At 65.0% G+C, this 22,687-nt stretch carries 22 protein-coding genes and 1 riboswitch; of the genes, 16 read left to right on the forward strand and 6 right to left on the reverse strand.

What is annotated here, in order from left to right; translation table 11 throughout:
- Positions 1 to 13 precede the first annotated feature (13 nt).
- From tolB to ybgC, 5 genes are all read right to left on the reverse strand, one after another.
- Complete coding sequence (gene tolB, locus ACOABP_RS04765; protein WP_474227183.1) at positions 14 to 1,354, reverse strand: Tol-Pal system beta propeller repeat protein TolB; 1,341 nt, start codon at positions 1,352 to 1,354, stop codon at positions 14 to 16.
- A 212-nt stretch (positions 1,355 to 1,566) separates the two neighbouring features.
- On the reverse strand, positions 1,567 to 2,649 hold the full coding sequence (gene tolA / locus ACOABP_RS04770; protein ID WP_474227184.1) for a cell envelope integrity protein TolA: 1,083 nt from the start codon (positions 2,647 to 2,649) through the stop codon (positions 1,567 to 1,569).
- Between the two features lie 18 nt (positions 2,650 to 2,667).
- Positions 2,668 to 3,105, reverse strand: coding sequence for a protein TolR (gene tolR, locus ACOABP_RS04775; protein ID WP_066731700.1), 438 nt, complete (start codon positions 3,103 to 3,105; stop codon positions 2,668 to 2,670).
- Between the two features lie 21 nt (positions 3,106 to 3,126).
- Complete coding sequence (gene tolQ / locus ACOABP_RS04780; protein WP_066731701.1) at positions 3,127 to 3,810, reverse strand: protein TolQ; 684 nt, start codon at positions 3,808 to 3,810, stop codon at positions 3,127 to 3,129.
- Positions 3,807 to 4,211: a tol-pal system-associated acyl-CoA thioesterase gene (ybgC, locus tag ACOABP_RS04785; protein WP_066731870.1), complete on the reverse strand. Its 405-nt coding sequence runs from the start codon at positions 4,209 to 4,211 to the stop codon at positions 3,807 to 3,809. Before ybgC ends, tolQ begins: the two co-directional genes overlap by 4 nt.
- Before the next feature lie 168 nt (positions 4,212 to 4,379).
- Positions 4,380 to 4,482: riboswitch (ZMP/ZTP riboswitch) on the forward strand.
- Positions 4,483 to 4,662: 180 nt separating this feature from the next.
- On the opposite strand from ybgC, the gene glyA reads away from it, so the two are divergent.
- From glyA to ACOABP_RS04865, 16 genes are all read left to right on the forward strand, one after another.
- The gene (gene glyA / locus ACOABP_RS04790) at positions 4,663 to 5,910 is read left to right on the forward strand and encodes a serine hydroxymethyltransferase (RefSeq protein WP_066731703.1); all 1,248 of its coding nucleotides are present in this window, start codon (positions 4,663 to 4,665) and stop codon (positions 5,908 to 5,910) included.
- Between the two features lie 169 nt (positions 5,911 to 6,079).
- Positions 6,080 to 6,547 (forward strand): transcriptional regulator NrdR, encoded by a 468-nt coding sequence (gene nrdR, locus ACOABP_RS04795; RefSeq protein ID WP_029051311.1) that lies wholly within the window; start codon positions 6,080 to 6,082, stop codon positions 6,545 to 6,547.
- A gap of 216 nt (positions 6,548 to 6,763) precedes the next feature.
- Entirely contained in the window at positions 6,764 to 7,411 is a 648-nt protein-coding gene (locus ACOABP_RS04800) for a GspH/FimT family pseudopilin (RefSeq protein ID WP_474227185.1), read from the forward strand.
- A gap of 4 nt (positions 7,412 to 7,415) precedes the next feature.
- On the forward strand, positions 7,416 to 7,967 hold the full coding sequence (pilV, locus tag ACOABP_RS04805) for a type IV pilus modification protein PilV (protein WP_474227186.1): 552 nt from the start codon (positions 7,416 to 7,418) through the stop codon (positions 7,965 to 7,967).
- Entirely contained in the window at positions 7,964 to 8,806 is an 843-nt protein-coding gene (locus ACOABP_RS04810; protein ID WP_474227187.1) for a PilW family protein, read from the forward strand. Before pilV ends, ACOABP_RS04810 begins: the two co-directional genes overlap by 4 nt.
- Before the next feature lie 55 nt (positions 8,807 to 8,861).
- Positions 8,862 to 9,392, forward strand: a complete 531-nt coding sequence (locus tag ACOABP_RS04815) for a pilus assembly PilX family protein (protein ID WP_474227188.1) — start codon at positions 8,862 to 8,864, stop codon at positions 9,390 to 9,392.
- 58 nt (positions 9,393 to 9,450) lie between these two features.
- On the forward strand, positions 9,451 to 14,277 hold the full coding sequence (locus tag ACOABP_RS04820; RefSeq protein WP_474227189.1) for a pilus assembly protein: 4,827 nt from the start codon (positions 9,451 to 9,453) through the stop codon (positions 14,275 to 14,277).
- Between the two features lie 29 nt (positions 14,278 to 14,306).
- Positions 14,307 to 14,777 carry a type IV pilin protein gene (locus ACOABP_RS04825; protein WP_474227190.1) on the forward strand — a complete coding sequence of 157 codons (471 nt, stop codon included), beginning with the start codon at positions 14,307 to 14,309 and terminating at the stop codon, positions 14,775 to 14,777.
- 278 nt (positions 14,778 to 15,055) lie between these two features.
- Positions 15,056 to 15,391 (forward strand): hypothetical protein, encoded by a 336-nt coding sequence (locus tag ACOABP_RS04830; RefSeq protein ID WP_474227191.1) that lies wholly within the window; start codon positions 15,056 to 15,058, stop codon positions 15,389 to 15,391.
- Positions 15,388 to 16,341, forward strand: coding sequence for a PilW family protein (locus ACOABP_RS04835; RefSeq protein WP_474227192.1), 954 nt, complete (start codon positions 15,388 to 15,390; stop codon positions 16,339 to 16,341). The genes ACOABP_RS04830 and ACOABP_RS04835 overlap by 4 nt, the downstream gene beginning before the upstream one ends.
- Entirely contained in the window at positions 16,335 to 16,904 is a 570-nt protein-coding gene (locus ACOABP_RS04840; RefSeq protein ID WP_474227193.1) for a pilus assembly PilX family protein, read from the forward strand. The genes ACOABP_RS04835 and ACOABP_RS04840 overlap by 7 nt, the downstream gene beginning before the upstream one ends.
- Positions 16,901 to 18,733 carry a pilus assembly protein gene (locus ACOABP_RS04845; protein ID WP_474227194.1) on the forward strand — a complete coding sequence of 611 codons (1,833 nt, stop codon included), beginning with the start codon at positions 16,901 to 16,903 and terminating at the stop codon, positions 18,731 to 18,733. The genes ACOABP_RS04840 and ACOABP_RS04845 overlap by 4 nt, the downstream gene beginning before the upstream one ends.
- Entirely contained in the window at positions 18,730 to 19,194 is a 465-nt protein-coding gene (locus tag ACOABP_RS04850) for a type IV pilin protein (protein ID WP_474227195.1), read from the forward strand. The genes ACOABP_RS04845 and ACOABP_RS04850 overlap by 4 nt, the downstream gene beginning before the upstream one ends.
- Positions 19,195 to 19,198: 4 nt before the next feature.
- Positions 19,199 to 19,735 carry a GspH/FimT family pseudopilin gene (locus tag ACOABP_RS04855; protein ID WP_474227196.1) on the forward strand — a complete coding sequence of 179 codons (537 nt, stop codon included), beginning with the start codon at positions 19,199 to 19,201 and terminating at the stop codon, positions 19,733 to 19,735.
- Positions 19,736 to 19,829: 94 nt separating this feature from the next.
- On the forward strand, positions 19,830 to 20,951 hold the full coding sequence (gene ribD / locus ACOABP_RS04860) for a bifunctional diaminohydroxyphosphoribosylaminopyrimidine deaminase/5-amino-6-(5-phosphoribosylamino)uracil reductase RibD (protein WP_474227197.1): 1,122 nt from the start codon (positions 19,830 to 19,832) through the stop codon (positions 20,949 to 20,951).
- Positions 20,952 to 20,985: 34 nt separating this feature from the next.
- Complete coding sequence (locus tag ACOABP_RS04865) at positions 20,986 to 21,618, forward strand: riboflavin synthase (protein WP_474227198.1); 633 nt, start codon at positions 20,986 to 20,988, stop codon at positions 21,616 to 21,618.
- 118 nt (positions 21,619 to 21,736) lie between these two features.
- Here ACOABP_RS04865 and ACOABP_RS04870 read toward each other — a convergent pair whose 3' ends face one another.
- Positions 21,737 to 22,591: an alpha/beta fold hydrolase gene (locus ACOABP_RS04870; protein ID WP_474227199.1), complete on the reverse strand. Its 855-nt coding sequence runs from the start codon at positions 22,589 to 22,591 to the stop codon at positions 21,737 to 21,739.
- Positions 22,592 to 22,687: the final 96 nt, after the last annotated feature.

The following is a 22,687-nucleotide window of genomic DNA, read 5'->3' on the forward strand; positions in this document are numbered from 1 at the left end:
GACTCCTCTTTTTCTACTGCATGAAAGGACCCCAGGACGGCTCGCGAACCTCGCCGGACTGGAGTGACAGAACCTGTTTCGTTCGGCCGTCCGTGGAGACTGCCGCCAGTACCGAGCGGCCGCCCACGCGGGTGGCATACAGGATGTATTTGCCATTGGCGGCGAAGCTCGGGGCTTCGTCGTTGGACGTATCCGTAAGAGAAGTCACGTCACCGTTGGACAGGTCCTGCAGCTGCAGGCGGAAGCCGCCCGAACGCGAGATGTAGGCCAGGTACTTGCCGTCCGGCGAAATGCGCGGACTGACGTTGTAGTTGCCCTTGAAGGTCACGCGTTGTGCTGCGCCGGATTCCTCGCCAGAGGCCGGCATACGGTAGATCTGCGGCGCACCGCCACGATCGCTGGTGAAATAGATGCTGCGGCCGTCCGGCGAGAACTGCGGCTCGGTGTCGATCGCACTGCTGCGCGAGATGCGGCGCAGGCCTGAGCCGTCGGCGTTGACCAGGTAGACCTGGGTGTTGCCATCGCGCGAGAGCGCCACGGCCAGGCGCTGGCCGTCAGGCGACCACGACGGCGCGCTGTTGTTGCCCTTCTGGTTCGATACCAGCGTGCGCTTGCCCGTTGCCAGGTCGTGCACGTACACCACCGGCTTCTTGGCCTCGAACGAGACATAGGCCACGCGGCGGCCATCGGGCGACCACGACGGCGAGATGATCGGCTCGCTGCTGGACAGCGCCACCTGGGCGTTCTGGCCGTCCGAATCCGAAATCAGCAGCTGGTAGCGGCTGCCCACCTTCGACACGTACGACAGGCGCGTGGCAAATACGCCGCGCTCGCCCAGCAGCTTCTCGTAGATGTAGTCGGCGATCTTGTGCGCGGTCACGCGCAGCTGGCTTTGGCTGACGTTGAACGCCAGGCCACCCAGGCTCTGGCCCTTGACCGTGTCGTAGAGGCGGAAACGCACCTCGTACTGGCCATTGCCGGAGGGGGTCACGCTGCCGGCCACGAAGGCGTCGGCGCCCTTGGCCTTCCAGCTGCCCAGGTCCACCTGGGCCGATTCGGCGACGGTGGCACCGGCCGGATCGATATTGCGGAATCGGCCGCTGTTGGTCAGGTCGGAACGGATGACGGCGGTCAGGTTCTGCGCGCCCTGGCCTTCACCCTGGAAATTGGCGGTTGCCACCGGGAACTGGTTCGAACCCACGCCGGTGATTTCCACGTTCAGTTGCGCGTGCACCGCGCCGGCCGACATCAGCGCCACCGCCAGCCAGGCCATCAGCGCGTGGCGGCCCTGGTCGCGGGTGATCTTGGTGGTCTGGCGCCGGGACAGCCAGTTAGGGACCCAAAGCTTTCGCATGCTGCTCCTCAGTCGATTTTGGGATTCATCGGTACGGCGGGCACAGCAAGTCAGGCACGGGAACGGCATGCAGCTTGGCGCATGCTCCGTGCGTGTACGTCTTGCACACTGCCGGCCGCGTCAGGCAACCGTTCATGGTAGCGATGGGACTGGCGGCCAACGATGAAGGTTGCATTATGTTGCAAATCATGGCGCTCTCGACCCTTAGCCGGTCAATCCTTCGGGCGGAACGTGATGGTGAATTCAAACGACGGGGCCTTGCCACCCTCATCGGTTGGCAGCGGGTCCGAACGCTCCACGGCGCGCATCACGGCATTATCCCAGTCGGCGTCGCCACTGGACTTGGCCAGCCGCTTGGACAGGATCGAGCCGTCCGGGGCCAGGCGGACTGCCACCACGGCCGACGGGTTGCCGTCCACGGTGCCGTTGAAGATGATGTTCGGCTTCACCTTGCGGCGCACGCGGTCCGAATAGCCCGGCGACGCCTTGCCGCCCGAACCGGCACCAGAACCCGCGGCACTGCCGATGCCGCCACCGCTCGACGACGCGCTGCCGCCGCCGGCCAGCGCCTGCAGGCGCGCCAGTTCGCTCTTGCGCTGCGCATTGGCCGCGGCTTCATGCTTGGCCTTGGCATCGGCATCCGCCTTGGCCTTCGCCTGCTTCTCGGCATCCGTCTTGGCCTTGGCCTGCTTGTCCGCATCGGCCTTGGCCTTTGCCTCGGCTTCCTTGCGCTGCTGTTCGGCCTTTTCCTTTTCCCGAGCGACCTCGGCGGCCTTTTCCTGGGCGGCCTTGTCAGCCTTGTCCTTGTCAGCCTTCTTCTTTGCGTCTTCCTTGCGCTGCGCATCGAGCTGCTGCTGGCGCTGCTCTTCCTTGCGCTGGGCTTCCTTCTGCTCCTGGTCCTTGCGCTCGCGTTCGCGGCGCGCGGCTTCCTCGCGTGCGGCAGCTTCCTCGGCCTGCTTGCGCTTCTTCTGCTCCAGCGCAATGTCGGCCGCTTCCTCGACCTTGCTGCGCACGGCCGGCAGCGGCGGTGTCGGCACCGGCTGCTCCACCGGGCGCGGCGGCGGCGGGGGCGTGACGTCGGGAACCTCTTCCCAAAGCTCGGCCTCGGCACCCACGGGCGTGCTGCTCTGCCAATGCACGCCGTAGTACAGCACGATGCCAAGCAACAGGTGCATCAGCAGCGCGAGCAGGAACGACCGCATCGTGCCGCGTTCCTTGACCGGCTGATACGGATAGGCGGCGGCCTTCGCGCGCGAAGGCCCATGCTGCGGATGACGTGACGAGAGGCTGGCCACTTTGAGACGCGATATCGCTTACTTGGACTTGACCATCAGGCCGACGCGCTTCACGCCATCGGCCTTGAGCTCTGACATAACGTCCAGCACGGCTTCATACTTGACAGTCTTGGCGGCAGCAATCACCACCGGCTGGTCCGGATTCTCGTTCTGGCGCTGACGCACGAAATCGGTCAGACCGCGCTTGTCGAGCTTGCGCTCGAACGTTCCGCCCGAACTGTCCTTGCCGCGCGCGGTCAGCTGGCCGTCCTCATGCACGGTGACGATGATTGGCGGCGTTTGCTGCTGCGGCGTGGCGTTGGCCACCGACGGCAGGTCCACCACCGCCGGGCTCACGATAGGTGCCGCGACCATGAAGATGACGAGCAGCACGAGCATGACGTCGATATACGGCACGACGTTGATCTCGGCGCTGGCCCGGCGGCGCGAACCGCCGCGGCGCTGGATGGCTGCCATGGCTGATGCTCCCCTGTCTGTTTAACGCGTCTGGCGTTGCAGGATGTTCAGAAATTCTTCCATGAAGCTTTCAAACCGGATGGCCAGGCGATCAATCTCCGTGGCGTAGCGGTTGTAGGCAATCACGGCCGGAATGGCGGCAAACAGGCCGATCGCGGTGGCGACCAGCGCTTCGGCAATGCCGGGGGCGACCGATGCAAGAGTCGCTTGCTGCACATTTGACAGGCCGCGGAACGCGTTCATGATCCCCCACACAGTGCCGAACAGGCCGATGTAAGGGCTGACCGAACCCACCGACGCCAGGAACGGCAGGTGCGATTCCAGCACATCCATCTCGCGCTGGTACGCGGCGCGCATGGCACGGCGGGCGGCGTCCAGCAGTGCGCCGGCGTCGTTGCTGCGCTCGCGGGCCTTCAGGAACTCGCCCATGCCCGATTCGAAGATCCGTTCCAGCGCGCCCGTGTTGTGGCGGTTGTTCACGGCACTGTTATAGAGGGCCTGCAGGTCGCCGCCGGCCCAGAAATCCCGCTCGAAGCCTTCCGTCTGGGTGCGCGCCGAGCGCAGCGCCAGATGCTTGCGGAAGATATAGGTCCACGAGAACAGGGACATCACCAGCAGCAGCGCCATGACGGCCTGTGCCAGCAGGCTGGCGTGAAGGACCAGCGAAATGATCGACAGGTCTTGTGTGACGGTCACCGGATTCATCGAGCGTTTTTAATAGTAGCGAGAACAGGAGCAGGAATCGGGGCCGGACGGAACGTGCCTTTATCGACACATCCCACACGGATCTTGCCGCTGGCCAGCAGCAGGTCCCCGCGCCAGGCTTCCTGGGCGAATTGGACCGATGCAGGCCCGACCCGTTCGATATGCGTACGGATTTCCAGCTGGTCATCCAACCGGGCGGGCGCATTGTATTCCACAGCGGTACTGCGTACGACGAAGACCACGCCAGATGTATCGGCAAGGGCCTGTTGTTCGATGCCGAGCGAGCGCAGCCATTCGGTGCGGGCCCGCTCGAAGAACTTGAGATAGTTGGCGTAGAACACCACGCCGCCCGCGTCCGTGTCTTCCCAGTACACGCGCAGCGGCCACACGAAATTTGGCATGGGCCGCATTGTAACGGAGCGCACTGGTTAACCCGTATGCGACTTTGCAACAGCAAGTTGCGAGCCATGGACCACAAGCCCTTGACGGCGCAAGCGGCGTGCGCTTCCGGCCGGGCCTCCGCCGGGTTGCGGCCTGCGACGCGTTCGCATAAACTCTGCCGCAACCATTCCATCTTGCGCGACTGGCGAAGTCAGTGGGTACTACCACGAGGAAGCGCAAGTTCATTGGGCGTGAAGTAAAAAGCGCCTGCCGCTCGCCTGGGCAGCGAATGGGAAGCAGGGTGCGCCCTGTGCCGGTCCGCCGCATTCGGCAGCCCGGCGCTGGACGCCAGTGCCTTCCCGCGCGCCCTATCCGCGAAGTAATTCCCGCTTTAATACGATAGCGCCGACTTGCAACCGATGTTCCTATCGATATTGCCGTCCGCTTTCCTTTTTACAGACGAGTCACGCCATGTTTGAACGCAGCCGTTTCACGATCGAACAGATCGACCCCGAAGTCTTCGCCGCGATCCAGAAGGAGAATCAGCGCCAGGAAGATCATATCGAGCTGATCGCCTCCGAGAACTACACCTCGCCGGCAGTGATGGCCGCCCAGGGTTCGCAACTGACCAACAAGTACGCCGAAGGCTATCCCGGCAAGCGCTACTACGGCGGCTGCGAGTACGTCGACGTGGTGGAGCAGCTGGCCATCGACCGCGTGAAGCAGCTGTTTGGCGCCGACGCCGCCAACGTGCAGCCGAACTCGGGCTCGCAGGCCAACCAGGGCGTGTTCTTCGCCATGCTCAAGCCGGGCGACACCATCATGGGCATGAGCCTGGCCGAAGGCGGTCACCTGACCCACGGCATGGCGCTGAACATGAGCGGCAAGTGGTTCAACGTCGTTAGCTACGGCCTGAACGCCCAGGAAGACATCGACTACGACGCGCTGGAAAAGAAGGCCCACGAAACCAAGCCGAAGATGATCATCGCCGGCGCCTCGGCTTTCGCGCTGCGCATCGACTTCGAACGCATCGCCAAGGTTGCCAAGGCAGTGGGCGCCTACTTCATGGTGGACATGGCCCACTACGCCGGCCTGATCGCCGCCGGCGTGTACCCGAACCCCGTGCCGCACGCCGACTTCGTGACCACCACCACCCACAAGAGCCTGCGTGGCCCGCGCGGTGGCGTGATCCTGATGAAGGCCGAGCACGAGAAGGCCATCAACTCGGCCATCTTCCCGGGTATCCAGGGTGGTCCGCTGATGCACGTGATCGCCGGCAAGGCCGTGGCGTTCAAGGAAGCGCTGCAGCCGGAATTCAAGGAATACCAGCAGCAAGTGGTGAAGAACGCCGCCGTGCTGGCCGAGACGCTGATCTCGCGCGGCCTGCGCATCGTGTCGGGCAAGACGGAAAGCCACGTGATGCTGGTGGACCTGCGCGCCAAGCAGATCACCGGCAAGGAAGCCGAGAAGATCCTGGGCGACGCGCATATCACGGTGAACAAGAACGCCATCCCGAACGATCCGGAAAAGCCGTTCGTGACCTCGGGCGTCCGCCTGGGCTCACCGGCCATGACCACGCGCGGCTTCAAGGAAGAGGAAGCCCGCCAGGTGGCCAACCTGATCGCCGACGTGCTGGACAACCCGCACGACGAAGCCAACATCGCCAAGGTTCGCGAGCAGGTGGCAGCGCTGACGCGCCGCTTCCCGGTCTACGGCTGATCGGACGGATGGATGGATCGCCCCGCGCGATCTGAAGCGTATCTATAGTTAGTACGCACCAACGGCGCCGCCCTCCCCTGGTCGGCGGCGCCGGTTGACCCGCCACAACCCCGCAGCAGAACTCAAAGATGCAAAATGCGGGCTGGCATATTTCTTCAGGTGGTCAGGCATGAAATGCCCCTTCTGCGGTCATTCCAATACCCAGGTCCTTGACAGTCGCGTCTCCGAGGACGGCGAAGCCGTGCGCCGCCGCCGGCGTTGCGAGGCCTGCGACCGCCGTTTCACCACTTACGAGCGCATCGAGCTCTTCTTTCCGGCCATCGTGAAGAAGAACGGCTCGCGCGTCGACTACTCCCGGGCCAAGCTCAAGGATTCGATGCGGCTGGCCCTGCGCAAGCGGCCGGTATCGGCCGAGGCCATCGACGAAGCCATCCTCCGCATCGAGGAAAAGCTGCTGGCGCTGGGCGAGAAGGAAATCCCGAGCAGCCAGGTGGGCGAACTGGTCATGCGCGAATTGCGAAAGCTCGACAAGATCGCCTATATCCGCTTTGCTTCCGTTTATCGAAGCTTCGAAGATGTGTCTGAATTCCGCGACGTACTGGACGAGTTTTCGACCCCTACCCCACGAAAGGGGTAGCCACTTCCCTAGAAAAGCTGTCTAATCTGCACTGACCTCCTTCGGGTAAGGAGGCAGGCGGACGAGCGCGCGTTTAAATCGCATAGAAACCAAGCGCTGCAACATGGCAGCGCCGCCACGCGGAACCAGGCCCAGCAGAGGTCCGGACGCAACAGAATTCCAGCGCGCCGCGCAAAGAACAAAAAGAACTGTCGTTTTTTTGGACGGGAGTTACAAATGGGTCAGTCTTTCTGCCGAGAGGCAGCGGGCTTGCTGACGCCTTTGCTGTCTACGCCTGGGGTTACCGCCGGCGTTGTAGCAGATGCGCCAGGGGCTGTTCACACGCGTGCAGGCCAACGATGCCGTCGGCGGCGCGCCAGCGGGGTCACGCTGATCGAGTTGATGGTGGCCATTGCGGTGCTGGTCGTGCTGGCCGCCGCAGCCGCGCCGAATTTCAAGTCATTCCTCCATAACAGCCGGCTGTCGGCCGATGCCACGCGCCTGTTCGCGGACCTCGAACTCGCCCGCAGCGAAGCCGCGCGCCGCAACGCCACAGTCACGGTCTGTCCGCTGGACACCGGCAACACCTGCTCCGACGACTGGACGCTGCGCCGCATCGTGTTTGTCGACGCAGACAACGACGGCACCTACTCGAACACCGAAGAGCTGATCCGCTACAGCGATCCGTTGCAGGCCACCACGGACCTGACGGCCGCCAACCTCGGCGACTCGCCAAACCGCGTGCGCCTGCGATCGACGGGCAGCTCCAACACGCCCACCGCAAGCTGGAAATTCTGTGAGCGCAACTCCACGGAAGCCGGGCAGACAGTTTCCATCACCGGCAGCGGCCGGCCCTCCACCCAGCTGCAGTCGACGTGTTCCTGACGCCATGACGCCCTATCCCTCCCCTACTCCGATGGCGGATCGATGCCGGCTGTCGCGTGCGCGGACTGCGGCGCGCGGCTTTTCGCTGATCGAGGCGCTAGTCACGCTGGTGGTGCTGTCGATCGGCATGCTGGCGCTCGCCAACCTGCAGTTGCAGACACTGGTGGATTCGCGCACGGCGGCGATGCGCAACTACGCCGCGCTGATGGCCTACAACCTGGCGGACCAGATTCGCAGCAATGCCGTGGCCGTGACCAACGGCACCTTCAATGTGCCCACGGCAGAGCCGATCGCGGAGTGCTTTACCAAGGATGGCTGCACGCCGGACCAGATGGCCACCACCGCCTATGCCACATGGCTCGCGGACGTCCAGGAAAGCATGCCCGGTGGCGATGGAGTCGTATGCAAGGACAGCACGCCCAATGACGGCACCAGTGCGGCAGATGGCAAGAACGGCTGCGACAAGAACGCCAACGCACCGTACGTCATCAAGATCTTCTGGCGCGAAGACAGCGGCGCAACCCCACAGCTTTTCTCGACTGCGCTTATCCCATGACTACGCAAAACCGTCAGTTCCGCCGCCGCGCGGCCAGCGGGTTCACGCTGGTCGAGTTGATGGTCGGCATGGTAATCAGCATGCTGCTGATCCTTGCGGCCAGCTCGCTCTATATCTCGCAGCGCCGCTCCAACAGCACGCAGGGCGATGTGGGCGAGATCCAGGAAAACGCCCGCGCCATCGCCCAGCTGCTGCAGCGGCAGGCGCGCCAGATCGGGTATTCCGATTTCCTGTACACGAATAACGACTTCGCGAAACCCACGCTGGAAGCCACCAACGACGGTGGCGCAAACACCAGCGACACCCTGACCCTGCGCTATTACGGCTCTTCGAAGGCCGGTGGCGATCCGTTTGCAGCATCCGACGCCCTCACGTTTCCGCAAGCTGACGGCAGCTCGGTCGATTGCAGCGGAAATGACGTGAACGGCAACGTGCAGACCACCGAGGTCTATTCGATCGTCAAGGACGCCGATGGTGTTCCCTGGCTGCAATGCGAGGTCAATGGCACCGCGACACCGCTGTTCCGCAACGTCGAAGCGTTCCAGGTCCTGCTGGGCGAAGACACCGACAACGACCTGGTGGTGAACCGTTTCGTGCCGCCGGGGGCAACGTCGAACATGGACAACGTGCTGGCCGTGCGCGTGTCCGTCGTGTTGCGCGGCAATGGCACCACCAATCCCGACATGATCAAGACGGCCATCAGCCATTTCGGCGCCACGTATGCCCCCAAGGACCTGGCGCCCAACGGGGATGCCGGCAGCGTGTTGCAACTGGCCGCCAATGGCCGCCTGCACAAGCACTTCACGTTCTACATCGCCCTTCGCAACCGACTGACATAGGCCGGCCATGAAACACCGCATCCCCCTAACATCCCTCCGCTCCGGGCAGCGTGGCATGTCGCTGATCCTGGTGCTGCTGCTCCTGGTCATCCTGACGCTCGCCGGCCTGGCCGCCAGCACGATGAGCATGAATTCGGAGCGCCTGGCCCGTAACACCCGCGACGAGAGCGTGGCGCTGCAGGCGGCGGAATCCGCGCTGCGCGATGCGCGCGTGGACATCTCCACGTCCCGCCAGCTGAACGGCTTGACCGGCTCGTCGCCCACCTGCGACATCGAAGGGTACAAGGGCTACTGCCAGTACGCCACGTCGGGCCAGCAGGTCTGGGAACTGTATATCGAGGACCCCAAGCGGTCGGTGGAGCTTGGCGAAATGACCGCCCTGACTGCTGCCCAGAAGATGGCGACGGTGGATACCGCCGGTGCCAACGGTGTCTCCAAGCAGCCGCGCTACCTGATCGAACCGCTCAAGGAACCGAACGATATCGAGTTCGGCTCCAACAAGTACGTGTACCGCATTACCGCAATCGGCTACGGCGTGAACCCCAGCACCAAGGTAATGGTGCAGGAAGTCGTCCGCGTCCGCTGACGACGACCCATTGACAACTCGGCACTGTCTTGCGCAAACCCTTACTGTCAGGCGCACCATGACCTATCCCATCTCTTCCCGACGCTTCGTGAGCCGCGTGCAGGCTGCCCTGCTTGCGGCGTCGAGCATGCTCGCCATCGCCACGGCCTCGGCCGCGGGCCCTCAGCTCACCCTGACCCAGCGCCCGCTCTTCGCCGGTGGCAACGTGCCGCCGATGGTGATGATCGACCTGACCAAGGATCACACGCTGCACCAGAAAGCGTACAACGACTATACGGACCTGAACGGCGACGGCCAGCTCGATACGACGTACACCAACAGCATCGACTACGCCGGGTACTTCGATTCGTACAAGTGCTACGACTACGACAAGACCACGATCAAGGGCTTCATCCCCAAGTCGATCACGACCACCAAGTATTGCGATGGCAAGACCTGGAGCGGCAACTTCCTGAACTGGGCCACGATGAGCCGCATCGACGAGGTGCGCAAGATCCTCTACGGTGGCTCGCGCTCGACCGATACCACGACCACCACCGTGCTGGAACGAGCGTTGCTGCCGATGGACGCGCACGCCTGGGCCAAGTTCTATAACGGTTCCGACGTGGCGAACCTGGTGCCGGTGACGGTTGAAGTCGCGTCCGCCGTCGGCACGCTGACATCGAGCACGTCGATGTCCCTCGCTGCCGCCGCGGCGTCGAGCATCGCGCTCAATGACGTCAGCAAGGTGCAGATCGGCGACCAGCTCAAGTTCGAGCCGACATCGGGCGCCACGGCCGGCAGTTCGATGACGGGCTGGGTGATGAAGGTCAATACCGGCTCGGTCAACATGGCGTTCTACGCCGATGGCGTATCGAACCCGGGCAATACCAGTTCGAAATTCTCGTCCTGGAAAGTGACCAACCTCACGCGAGGCGGCTTGACGCTGTGCAACGTCACGCCAAAAGACTCGAACAACCTGAATTCGCAGACCAACCAGCAGGCCCCGCAGATCCGCGTGGTGGCGGGCAACTACGCCACGTGGGGTGCGTCGGAGAAATGGCAGTGCAACTGGTATGCAGAGGCCAGCAACACGCAGGGATCGTTCCTGCCGAAAATCGGCAGCACAACGGTATCGGGATCGTCGAACGGCAACCGAGCGGCACTGTCCGGCATCAACTCTTCGGCTGAAAATCCGTCGCAGTCGGTTCGCGGTCTCGGTACCGGCCAGGATGTCGGCACGTTCAACGCCCGCGTGCAGGTGTGCGTGCCGAGCCTGATCGGCTCGGAGAACTGCAAGCAGTACGGCAGCAACTACAAGCCGTATGGCCTGCTGCAAAAGTACGGCGAAACCGGCCAGATGCTGTTCGGCCTGATGACCGGCAGCTACGACAAGAACATCTCCGGCGGAGTCCTGCGTCGCAACGTGACCAATTTCGCGTCGGAAATCAACCCGGACACCGGCGTCTTTACCTACGCGGCGACCAGCAATGCGGTCAAGGGCATCGTCTGGAACATCGACAAGCTGCGCCCGTACGGCTACAGCTACAGCGACGGCAGCTACCTGAACGCTGACCAATGCAACTACCAGCAGACGGGCATCCAACCCAGCGGCGGCACCAACGCCCAGAACAAGCCCGCCACGGAAGGCAATTGTTCCACGTGGGGCAACCCGATTTCGGAAATCTACGTTGAAACGCTGCGCTATTTCGGCGGCAAGACGGCAACCAGCGCGTTCCAGCCGTCCAGCAGTGGCAAGGACGCCACGCTGGGCCTGACCCAGCCGGCCTGGGCCAATCCGATGGACCTGCCGAAGACGAATGCGAACCGGGCGCCGTACTGTTCGCCTCTCAACGCACTGGTCTTCAACTCCAGCGTGTCCTCGTACGATAACGACCAGCTCAGCGGCATGAGCGCGCTGAACGGCTCGCCAGACATCAGCACCTATACGAACAAGGTGGGCGCCGGCGAAGGGGTCCCCGGCAATTCCTGGTTCGCGGGCGGTATCAATGGCGGCACGATCAACAACCTGTGCTCGGCCAAGGCAGTTACCAACTTCAGCGATGTACTGGGCATCTGCCCGGAAGGCCCGTCGCAAAAGGGCACCTTCCAGATCGCCGGCGCCGCCTTGTTCGCCAAGACGAACCGCCTGCGTTCGACCGCCGACGCTGCGGCACTGGGTGTGCCGACCCAGGACACCACGTCGCTCAAGATGAGCACCTATGCGGTGCAGCTGGCCACGAACACGCCCAAGATCAGCGTCAACGTGAACGGCAAGACCGTGACGATCATGCCGGCCTACCAGCTGCATCCGCAATCACCCAACAGTGTGACCGCCGATGCCAGCACCGGTACGCTGGTGGACTTCAAGGTCATCTCGCAGACTGCCACCAGCGGCAAGTTCTATGTGAACTGGGAAGACTCGATCGCCGGCGGCGATTATGACCAGGACGTTTGGGGGATCCTGAGCTACAGCGTCAGCGGCGACAACATCACCATATCGACGCGCGTGGTGTCGGGCTCCTCGGCCAACGGCCAGGGCTTCGGCTACACGATCTCGGGTACCTCCCAGGACGGCCCGCACTTCCACTCGGGGATCTACGATTTTCAGTACAGCGACCCGACCGGCATCAAGGTGACGCCGACCAGCGCGCCGATCAACTCGACCGGTGGCTGCAACAAGTGTAATTTCGGCGACCCGGAAACCAGCGTGACCTACGCGGCCAACGGCAAGGCAGGTTCGCAGTTCCAGGATCCGCTGCTCTACGCCGCCAAGTGGGGTGGCTTCAAGGACCTGAACGGCAACGGCATTCCCGACCAGGCTTCCGAATGGGATGTGCGCCTGTCCAACGGCACGAGCGGTTCTGACGGCCTGCCCGACAACTACTTCTACGCCACCAATCCGGGCGCGCTGGCTTCGGCGCTGGAACGCGCGTTCCTGTCGATCCTGAAGACGTCGTCCGCCGCCGCAGTGGCTGCCAGCACATCGTCGCTGCAGACCGGAGCCAACATCTTCCAGGCACGATTCAATGGCGCCGACTGGTCCGGCCAATTGCTGGCCTACGGCCTGACGTCGACTGGGGACATCGTCACGCCGGAAAAGTGGGACGCCGGCGCCAAGCTTCAAGGCGTCAACCAGGACAGCCGCAAGATCCTGACCTACAACACCGCCGACAACACCAGCTCCGGCATTCCGTTCCGGTGGAGCAACCTGCCCACCGCGTACCAGACCGCGCTGAACACCAACGACTCGCTCGGCAGCAAGCGCCTGCTCTGGCTGCGTGGCGACAAGTCGAACGAGGGCGACGGCGCCTCGCAGTTCCGCACCCGTCCGGTCACCGTGCTGGGCGACATCGTGAACTCCAGCCCGCAATACGTGGGAACGCCCGGCGCCGGATATGGCGACGCCAGCTACGTGGCATTCGTCACGGCACAGAGCAAGCGCAAGCCGATGATCTATGTGGGCGCCAATGACGGCATGCTGCACGGGTTCTCGGCGGACATGAGCACTGGTGGCGATGGCGGCAAGGAGCTGTTCGCCTACGTGCCGTCGCCGCTGTATGGCAAGCTGGCCAACCTGACGGCCAACGACTACACCCACAGCTACTACGTCGACGCCACGCCGTCGATCACCGATGCCGTCGTCAACAACGACTGGAAGACCGTGCTCGTGGGCGGTCTGGGCGGCGGCGGCAAGGGCGTCTACGCGCTCGACGTGACCAATCCGGCCGCGATCAGCGAGGCCAGCGCCGCATCGACCGTGCTCTGGGAATTCACCAGCGCCGACGATGCGGATCTGGGTTACACCTACGGCCGGCCGAAGATTGTGCGGCTGGGCAACAAGAAGTGGGCTGCGGTCTTCGGCAACGGCCTGAACAGTACGGCGGCACGCGGCTCGGTCTTCATCGTCTTCCTGGACCGTCCGGCCGGCAGCAAGTCCTGGAAGCTGGGTACGGACTACCTCAAGCTGACCGTCAACGACGCCAACGATGCCCTGACCAAGTCGAACGGCATCACGCAGGTGTACGTGACCGATACCGACGGCGACTACGTGGCCGATGCTATCTACGCAGGCGACCTTCTCGGCAATGTCTGGAAGTTCGACGTCCACAGCGAGAAGACATCCGACTACCAGACGGCACAGCTGCTATTCAACGCGACCGATGCCAGCGGTACCGCCCAGCCGATCACGACGTCGTTCGGCGGTGTGCGCAACCGCCTGGGTGGCTACATCATCATGTTCGGCACCGGCCGGTACGTGGACGTGAGCGACCCCGCCAACATGAACACCCAGACGGTGTATGGAATCTGGGACAAGAACAGCTCTGCGCAGCCCAAGATCACCCGGACGCAACTGGTGCAGCAGTCCATTACCCAGGAGGCGCAGTACAACGGCGGCGACTGGTACCGGGTGCTGAGCAAGAACGCCGTGAACTATGCAAACGGAGCCATGGGCTGGTACCTGAACCTGCTATCTCCCGGCACGGACCCGCAAGGCGAGCGCGTGGTCTATGACCCGCAGATCAGCGGCACGCGACTGCTGTTCTCCACGCTGATTCCGTCGACCGACCTGTGCGCAAACGGTGGTACCGGCTGGCAGATGCTGATCGATGGCCTGACTGGCGGCCAGACGGTAACGATGTTCGACGCCAACAACGATGGCAAATTCGACAGTTCGGACGTTGTCGGTGGCAGCGGCAACACTGCCGGCCAGGCAGTAAACGGCAAGAAGTCGAGCAACGGCATCCTGACGAATTCGACCGTCATCGGCAACAACTCGTACACCAGCGGCAGCGGCAGCGACAGTGGCGACAGCGGTGGCAACGGCGTGAACGGTATCAACCGCACCACCATCAACACCGGCTACCCGATCGGCCGCGTGTCGTGGCGGCAGATCCAGCGTTGATGCCGAGGCAGAATGACAGGAGAACTGCCATGAAGAAGTTTGGAAAAACCCGCGGCGGGCGCCGCCCCGGCGCCCGGGGCTTCACGCTGATAGAACTGATCATCACGGTGATGATCATCGGGATTCTGGCGGCGGTGGCCATTCCGCAATACCAGCAGTACGTGACCAAGGCCCGCCGCGCCGAGGCCAAGGCGGGGCTGGCACGCGTGCAGGGTGCGCTGGAGCGGTACTTCACGGTCAACAACACCTACACCACCGACCCGCAGGCACTCCACCTGACGAGGTGCGATGACGCCATGACCCCGTCCGGCGACACCTGCGACGCCAGCAATTACATCATCACGATCAGCGTGCCGAACGGCGGCTCCATTTCCACGGCGTTCCTGCTCACCGCCGCACCAGTCGCCAATCGCCAGGACCCCGTGTGCGGCAACTTCACGGTAAGCAACCTGAACGAAAAGCTGTCGACAGGCACCGGCACCGCTGGCACCTGCTGGTAAAGGACTGGCAGCCACGCATCGCAGCGCCGAGCGGCATCCGGAAGGTTCGGAGCGCCGCTCGGACACACATTGACGCAACCCCGTCACATCCGGACACGTTTTAACCCCCTTCCCGCCGCTATCGTGGTCATCCGTTCCTGTCGAACCGATGCGCCATGCCTTCCTCGGCTTTCTATCCCCCTGCCGCGCCCGCTGCCCCCGCCACCCGACTCTCCTGCCAGCTGCTCCGCTGCCCTGCGCCAGCCCGTGGCCCTTGCCGTCGACAGGCCAGCGGTGACGTGCTGGTCGAGGCGCTGGTCTGCCTGACCATCGTTGGCCTGGGCGCGATACCGCTGGCTACGCTTGGCAGCGCGTGGCTGCGCTGGGGCGGACAGCATGAACGGCTAGGCGTCACGCTGCGGCTGGCGGCCGAACAGGCCGAGGCACGTGACGATGGCTGGCGGCTGATCGGTGGCGATGCTGCGCGTGCCGCGCTGTGCGACATCGCTTCCGCCGGCACCGGCTGCAGGCACGGCAACCGCATCGCGCTGGGCAGCCTTCCTCCCGACCCGATGACCCGCTCGCCAGGCCAGGCAATGCCGGTCACGCACATCGCCCTCTGGGTGCGCCCATGATGCGCCGCCGCCTCAAGCATGCGCGGGGCTTTACGCTCGCCAGCATGATGGTGGGCATGGCGCTGGGCCTGATCGCCACGTTCGCTGCGCTTGCCACCTTCCAGGTGATGCGCGACGCGTACGCCATCGTGGTGGACGGCGTGCTGATCGAGGAACGGGGGCAGCGCGCGCTGTCCATCCTGACCCACACGATCCGGCAGGCAGGATGGATTCCCGCACGGGTCGCGCTGGCGCCTGCACACCCCGCACCGGTGCCACCCATCGAAGGGCGCGACAACTGCGCGCTGCCTTCACGCCAGCCGGCTTTGCAGGCGCAGATGGAATGCACACGCGCCGGCGTGCATGGCAGCGACGCCTTGCTGGTGCGAGTGTCCGGCAGCGGCCTGGCCGCCGACCCGACAATACCCGACGGCACCATGAGCGACTGCGGCGGCTACGCACTGCCCGCCGTCGCCATCGTCCCGACAAAAGGGACAAGCCTGCCCCACCATGCGTCAACCAATTTCTTCTACATAGGCGTGTCCAGCGATGGCGCGCCACAGTTGCTGTGCCGCTATCCACGCCGCCAGGGCAGCCGGCTGCTCGCGGACACGCTGACGGCCGGCACCCTGGTACGCGGCGTGGAGACACTGCAACTGCGTTATGGCGTAGACCTCGACGGCGACGGCCGGATTGACCAATTTATGCCGGCACGTGAATTGCCCACCCAGGGCCCGGACATCTGGCACCGCGTGCACGCCGTGCAGATCGCCATGGTCGTGCGTGGAGACCGGGCTACCGTCCCGTCCGGGTCCGCACAGCGGCTCACGCTCTTTCCAGCCGATGACGACAGCCACGCTAACGATCACGTTTTCGTGCCAACCAGGCAACCGCGCCTGCGGCGCCGGGTGTTCGCCACCACCATTCGGCTGCGCAATCCGTCGCCATGCCTGGAGGCCCCGCTATGCTGAGGCATCGCCAGCAGGCAGGTGCGGCGCTGCTCGCGTTCATTGCCACGCTGATGCTGCTGATGGGGGGCATCTGCGCTGCCGCCACCCACTTTCTGCTGGCCGGCAGGCAACTGGCAAGCCAGCCAATCGACCGCGAGATCGCCTTCCGCGCAGCCGAAGCGGCACTGCTCGATGGTGAAGCCGATCTGATCGCCGCCGTTGCAGCCGGCAGTCCACGCCTGGCCCACCTCCCGGCACCGGGTACCTGCGCGGATGGTCCGCAGCGCGGCATCTGCATGGCCGATGGCGACCACCGAGCGTGGCAGCCTTGGCTCGACGGCAATGTCGGGAATGCGGGCGACGCTGGCGCCGACCTTGGCGTTGCGCTGGGGACATTCACCGGCGCGCAACTGCCCGTGCTGCCTGCAGGCGTGATCGGCGCCACGACACTGCCCCGCTACCTGATCGAAGTCCGCGATGATCCGCCGGCGCCCGGCATGTGGCCGCGCATGCGCATCGTTGCACTGGGTGTGGGGCGGGACGCCGGCGTGCGCGTATTGCTGCAGACGGAGTTCCAGCCATGAGCATCCACCCTTGTGTCGCACGCTGGCTGCTGGGCGGGGTCCTGGTGGCGTGTGCAATGCCGGCCAGCTTCGCAACCCCGGGGCAGTTGCCACTGGGATACCGGATCTCCACCGGCGCCTATCCGTGGACGGGCCGGCTGCATGCGCTCGCATTCCGGACTGCCGCGTTGTCTCTGTCGCCTCTGCAAATGCCCTGGGAAGCCAGCGAGCAACTCGATCGGCAGGCTCTGGATGCCCGGCGGCTTTACCTGGGCGGCCATCAACTCGCCCGGCTACGCTGGTTCGAGATGGATGACGACGCGCGGGCATTGCTTGATGGCGTCGCCCCCACCGGGTCCGGTCAGGCGCGGCTGGCATGGTTGCAAGGCGATTTGCGAGACCCTGCCCTGCGGCCGCGCGACACGCGCCTTGGCAATGCTGCCGGGGCGCGCGCGCATGTGGTGCCGCCGCCTGCCTGGCTGCCGATGCAACCGGGCCATACCGATTTCAGGCAACGCCATGCCAGGCGTCCAACCATGGTGTGGCTGGGGACACGTGACGGGCTGCTGCATGCATTCGACGCCGTGACGGGCCGCGAGCGCGCCGGCTACCTGCCACGTGCCGCGCTCGCCAGCGCCGCCGCACTGACCGATCCCGCAGGCGCGATGCCATCCGCAACGTGCCCGCGCCCCACCAGCATCGATGCTGACCCTTCAGGCACGTGGAGAACGCTGCTGCTGTGCGGCGTTCCGGCGCGACAGACATCGTCGTTACGCCAGACCGGGTCGGTGTTCGTGCTCGACGTATCGACGCCCGATGCGGAAACCCCGATCCAACTGCTGTGGGAAGTCGAGGCCAGCCGTGCGCTGCCGCTGTCGGGAAGCGGTCCCATCGGGGCGGCCATGTGGCAAGAGCATGGCGAGCGGCGCTGGGCGGCAGTGGCAATCGTCGCACCCGATGCCGAAGCGGGCGCCCACGCCGGGCTTGCCCTGCTGCCGCTTGATCGCTCTGCGCGGCGCTGGTCTGCGACGGCAAGCGTCCCACGCATGACCTTGCCCGACTCCGGTTGCAACGCGACAACTGCGTCGGTCCCCCTGCTGGCCGTGACGATCCGCAGCAAGGCCAGTGGCGCGGCACACACGGCCTACGCCACCGATACGGCGGGCAGGCTTTGGCGATTCGGCCTTGAACATTTGTCTACCGGCGCTCGTGCATCGCCCCCTACCTGCATGCATCGGCAGCGAGCTGCGGCTGGTGACGCCACCGAAGCGCCGCTTGTCGTGCAGACCGGCACCGCACCGCTGGTGGTCTACGGCGTCGGCCAAGAACTGTCCGCGATACCGGATCGCACGGGTGCCTCGCGCGCCCCGGCCAGCATTCAGGCATTACGCAAGGACGATGGCGTGGTACTCCGGTCGGCACAAGTCCGCGGCGGCGCGGCCGCAGACGGCTGGACGCTGATGCTGCCCCGGCCCGGCGAACGCGTGGATGCCCTGTACCGTGCCAGCCCGGTTCACCTCGGCTTCACAACCGTCGATATCGATGGACAACGTCGCAGCTACCTCGTCGATGCTGCCAGCGGCGAGTCGGTCACCACACGGGGCAGCGATGGGGCCCCCATCCACGCCGTGACGGGATTGCCGTGGACCGGCGGCACGGCCACCCCCATCGGCGTCATATCGACACTCGCAACGGGCCACGCCACGGCACCCGGTGCAGCGACACGCGACGCGTTCGGACTGGATCTCTGGCAGGTGGACGTCAACGCGGCGACGCCATTGCAACAGGCACGCTGGCATCGGCGGCGCGGACGACTGGGCTGGCGGGAACTGGTGAGGTCACCACAATGACGCCGTGTCTGCCTGATCGTGTCGCGCAGGGCGCCGGTTTCAGCCTGGTCGAACTGCTGGTCGTGGTGACCATCGTCGTCGTGCTGACGATGCTGGCCGCGCCCGCGTGGCAGCGCCATACCGAGCGCGGCTGGCGAATGCAGGCGCGTGCCGAACTGGTGTCGGCCATGCTCGCGCTTGAGCGCCATGCATTGATCAACCTGACGTTCGCCAGCGCTGCCGATGACACGACACCCGCTGGCGAATGGCCCAAGGCCGTACCGCCGCTGCCTGCCCGTACGCATCATTGGCTAATAGCCACCAGTTGCCAGGGCATTTCGCTGTCGCGCTGCGTGGAAGTTCGTGCAGCCCCGGTGAAGCCCGACCCGCTTTGCGGGACCCTTGTGCTGCGCAGCACCGGAGAGTGGCTTTATCTGCCCACGCCGGACGAACGTGCGCGTGCCCTGCCGCCGGGGTGCTAGCGCCATGACACGATCAAGGTTGTGGCAGCAGCATGGCGTGACGCTGACCGAACTGCTGGTATCGCTGGCGGTATCGGCATTTCTCGCGGTGGCAGCATGGCCCACCATCGGCTCGCTCGTCGCCGAGCATAGCGCCGGCCACGCTGCGGATCGCCTGGCGGCATCGCTGGCCCTGGCCCGCACCACGGCGTCGGCAAGGCGTGCCGAGGTGCGGCTGGAGCCGATCCACGGTGCCGATACCCTGGCACGCGGCTGGCAGCTGACAGCGATGGGCGACGCTCCTGCCGGCGACCGGACGCCGCCGTTCTCGGTGGTCGCCCTGCATGACCGCTGCCTGCGCATCACGCTGCGTGCCACCGCCGGCACCGCAACCACCCAAAGCCTGCGCTTGACACCTGTGGGATACTCACGATCTGAGCGTGGTGGCTTTCTGGCCGCCACATTCCTGGTGCGTTGCCACCAGGCGCAGCGCCAGGTACGGCTCGGCGCCCAGGGACGCATCCGGATCTGCCGGCCCGGCGCCGACGCCGATTGCGACTGACCATTCCGCAGGCGCCAGGGGCCGCACCGCCGATCCTGAATTCCCAGAATTTCGATTGACCGGACACACCACTTCAGGCCCGACTCGCCACACCATGTTTTCCGATTCCGACCATACCGCCATGGCACAGGCCCTGGCACTCGCCGCGCGGGGCATGTACACCACCACGCCAAACCCTCGCGTCGGTTGTGTGCTGATGAAGGACGGGCAGGTCATCGGACAGGGCTATACACAGCCGGCCGGCCAGGATCACGCTGAAATCCAGGCCATGAAGGACGCCATTGCGCGAGGTCACGACCCCGCCGGTGCCACGGCTTACGTCACGCTGGAACCGTGCAGCCATTTTGGCCGCACGCCGCCGTGTGCCGATGCGCTGGTGCGCGCGCGCATCGCCCGCGTGGTGGCCGCCATGGAGGACCCGAATCCGAGCGTATCTGGCCGAGGCCTGCAGCGCCTGCGTGACGCGGGCATCGACGTGCGCTGCGGACTGCTCGAAAAGGAAGCACGCGACCTCAATATCGGCTTTGTCTCGCGCATGACGCGCGGCCTGCCGTGGGTGCGCGTCAAGGTGGCCGCGTCGCTCGATGGCGGCACCGCCTTGCACGACGGCACCAGCCAGTGGATCACGAGCCAGGCTGCGCGTGATGACGGCCACGCCTGGCGGGCCCGTGCCTGCGCGATCCTCACCGGCATCGGCACCGTACGGGACGACAACCCCGCGCTGACCGTGCGGGCCGTGGACACCCCGCGCCAGCCGCAACGCGTGCTGGTCGATTCCCGGCTCGAAGTACCGCTTGACGCGCAGATCCTGAATCGCGACACGGGCGACTTCGCCAAGCCCGTACTGGTGTTCTGCGCCGTCGAGGACAAGACCCGCCAGCGTGCGCTGGAAGACCGGGGTGCCGAAGTCGTGGTGCTGCCCAACCGGCACGGCAAGGTGGAACTGCGCCGCATGCTCGAAGCACTGGGCCAGCGCGGCATCAACGAACTGCATGTGGAAGCTGGCTACAAGCTCAACGGATCGCTGATCCGTGAAGGCTGTGCCGACGAACTGCTGGTCTACATGGCGCCCCGGCTGCTGGGCGACGCACAGGGCATGTTCAACCTGCCCCCGTTGACCAGGCTGGAAGACGCCGCGCAATTCCGCTGGCACGAGGTGCGGCAGATCGGCGACGACCTGCGCCTGATCGCCCGCCGTGCCGACAGCAAGGACTGACAACCGTATTCATCGTATTCAGACAGAGGCAAGCATGTTTACTGGCATTGTGGCGGCCGTGGGCCGCATCGAAACCGTTTCGCCGCTGGGCGATGCCAACGCGGGCGTGCGCCTGCGGGTGGCGGCTGGCGACCTGGACCTGTCCGACGTGGGCATCGGCGACAGCATCGCCATCCAGGGTGCCTGCATGACCGTGGTCACGCTGGAAGCCGGCCACTTCGACGTGGACGTCTCGCGCGAATCGCTGGACAAGACCGTCGGGCTGGCGCAGCCGGGCCGCGTCAATCTCGAAAAGGCCCTGCGCCTGGCCGATCGCCTGGGCGGCCATCTGGTCTCCGGCCATGTCGATGGATTGGGTGAAGTGGTTCGCTTCGCCCCCGTGGGCGAGTCGCACGAACTGCGCATCCGCGCACCGCGCGAGCTGGGCCGCTACCTGGCGTACAAGGGCTCGGTGGTGGTGAATGGCGTCTCGCTGACCGTCAACAGCGTCAGCGACGGGGCCGACGGCTGCGAGTTCTCGATCAACCTGATCCCGCATACAGTGGAAGTGACCACGCTCAACGAACTGGCCCCGGCCAAGCGCGTGAACCTGGAAATCGACCTGATCGCGCGATATGTGGAACGGATGCTGTCGGCGTCCGACGGGGTGGCCAAGCCGGCGATCTGAACGGCACGCGCCGTGGCCAGCCCGGGCGCCCGCCCCGGCTGGCGCTCGCCAGGGAACACGGCCGGCACCACACCTGGCATCCGGCCGGCACGCATCGTCAGGCGCCTCATCCGGCACTTCACTCGTCGCCCTTCGTCCCGACCGTCTCGGTCACCTTGCGCGTGGCGATCCAGTCGCCGATGGCCAGCATCACGGGCCGCTCGCGACCGGCAAAGCCGTGTTGCGAGAACGCTTCGCACGGCTCACCACGCACGCCCTTCGCGCCTTGCACCGTGATCAGCGGAATGCTGCCGTGGCGCGCGGCGATGGTGCGATATTGGGTCAGTGGACAGGGGTCATCCTGGTGATGAACGAACAGCTGGTCCACATGCGCGGCAGTCCAGTCGAAATCCCACATCGCCAGGCCGTGCACCGGTCCCCGGCCCCGTCCGGCGCGCGGATCGGTGAACGTTGACGTATGAACGGCGCCGTCGATCCGGCCATCGAGCTTGCGGGCCAGGAATGCGCTGGATACCGTGCCGTAGCTCGTACCGATCAGGTAGACCTTGCTGACGCCCTGGTCCGCCTTGAGCTTGTCGATGGCCGCGCCGATGTCGGCGGCGTACTGGTCCGACTCGCGGTAGCTGTCATCGCAATTCGTCCAGCGGTCCTTGGGACAATCCACCAGTACCGTCATGACACTGTCGCTGACCAGATGCCGGCGCGCGCGGACCAGAAAATTCCCGCGCAACTGGAATTCCGGTGCGCCACCGGCCTGCGCTTCCACCCTCAGCACCCCGGGATAACCGGGGAACAGCAAGGCGGCGGTCGTCGGCTTCGACCCAGGTTTCTTGCTGACCACGAGAACGAGTTCCGTGCCGCGTGGCAGGCTGACAGTGACGATACTTTCGTCCAGCGCCGCTTCCTGTGCGGACGCCGCCAGCCCCAGACAGAGTCCCCCCATGGCCAGGGCATATCGGATGGCTCGCAGCATGATTCCCCTCCTCGACGCATTTTTCTTAAATTACCGTCCATCAAAAGGCAAACGGCCTCCAGCCAGCATAGCGGAGGCCGTTTGCGCCGGCGCCAA

The organism is Cupriavidus sp. HE11, assembly GCF_056097175.1.